This window comes from Vibrio sp. Vb2131, assembly GCF_033338535.1.
Lineage (GTDB): Bacteria > Pseudomonadota > Gammaproteobacteria > Enterobacterales > Vibrionaceae > Vibrio > Vibrio alginolyticus.
Map to the genome: position 1 here is coordinate 1 of NZ_JAWOSW010000103.1, position 616 is coordinate 616.

A 616-nucleotide genomic window follows, 5' to 3' on the forward strand; every position below is an offset into this window, starting at 1 on the left:
TACTTAGTGTAAACCGTAGTAATAAAAGAGCAGCAGTAGAATGGTGTCGAAAACTTGAGTTGGCGAATGCTACCGAAAAGTGTGATTAAGTTCAAGAATGATACGGATAATGAACCACAAATGTGATCCGTCGTTGATATTAATATGACCAATTACGCTAGACCGAGAACAAACAAAAAAAGGCCACCTTTCGGTGGCCTTTTGATTCTAGCTTTCAGGCTATCGCAATGTATTCAAACTTAGTTGAAGTTTGGCTTTGTCATTGCTGCAGAGGCGCGGTTTGTTGCCACTTGGCTACCAGCACCTTTAGCTTGGTAGCGTTCAGCTTTAAACGGCGCTGCGGCTACTTCGATTTCACGTAGTTCTTGAGGACCAGGTGCTTTTGTCATTGGTGCGCTAGCTCGTGGCTTAGCAACAACGTTGATAACTTCAGCTTTCATCTCTGGCGCTGCTACTGGAGTTTCAACGGCAACTTCTGTTGCTGCTTCTTCCACAGTTTCTGCAACGACTGGCTCTTGAACCGGAGCTTCTTCAACAACTGTTTCTGTTGTTGCTTCCGCAACAGGTGCTTCAGCCACTTCAACGATCGGCTCTACAGGACGTCTGAACTCCAGTC

1 pseudogene is annotated in these 616 nt (G+C 45.8%); it reads right to left on the reverse strand.

What is annotated here, in order from left to right:
* Positions 1–239 precede the first annotated feature (239 nt).
* Positions 240–616: pseudogene (locus R7E38_RS23100) on the reverse strand (ribonuclease E); the annotation flags it as partial.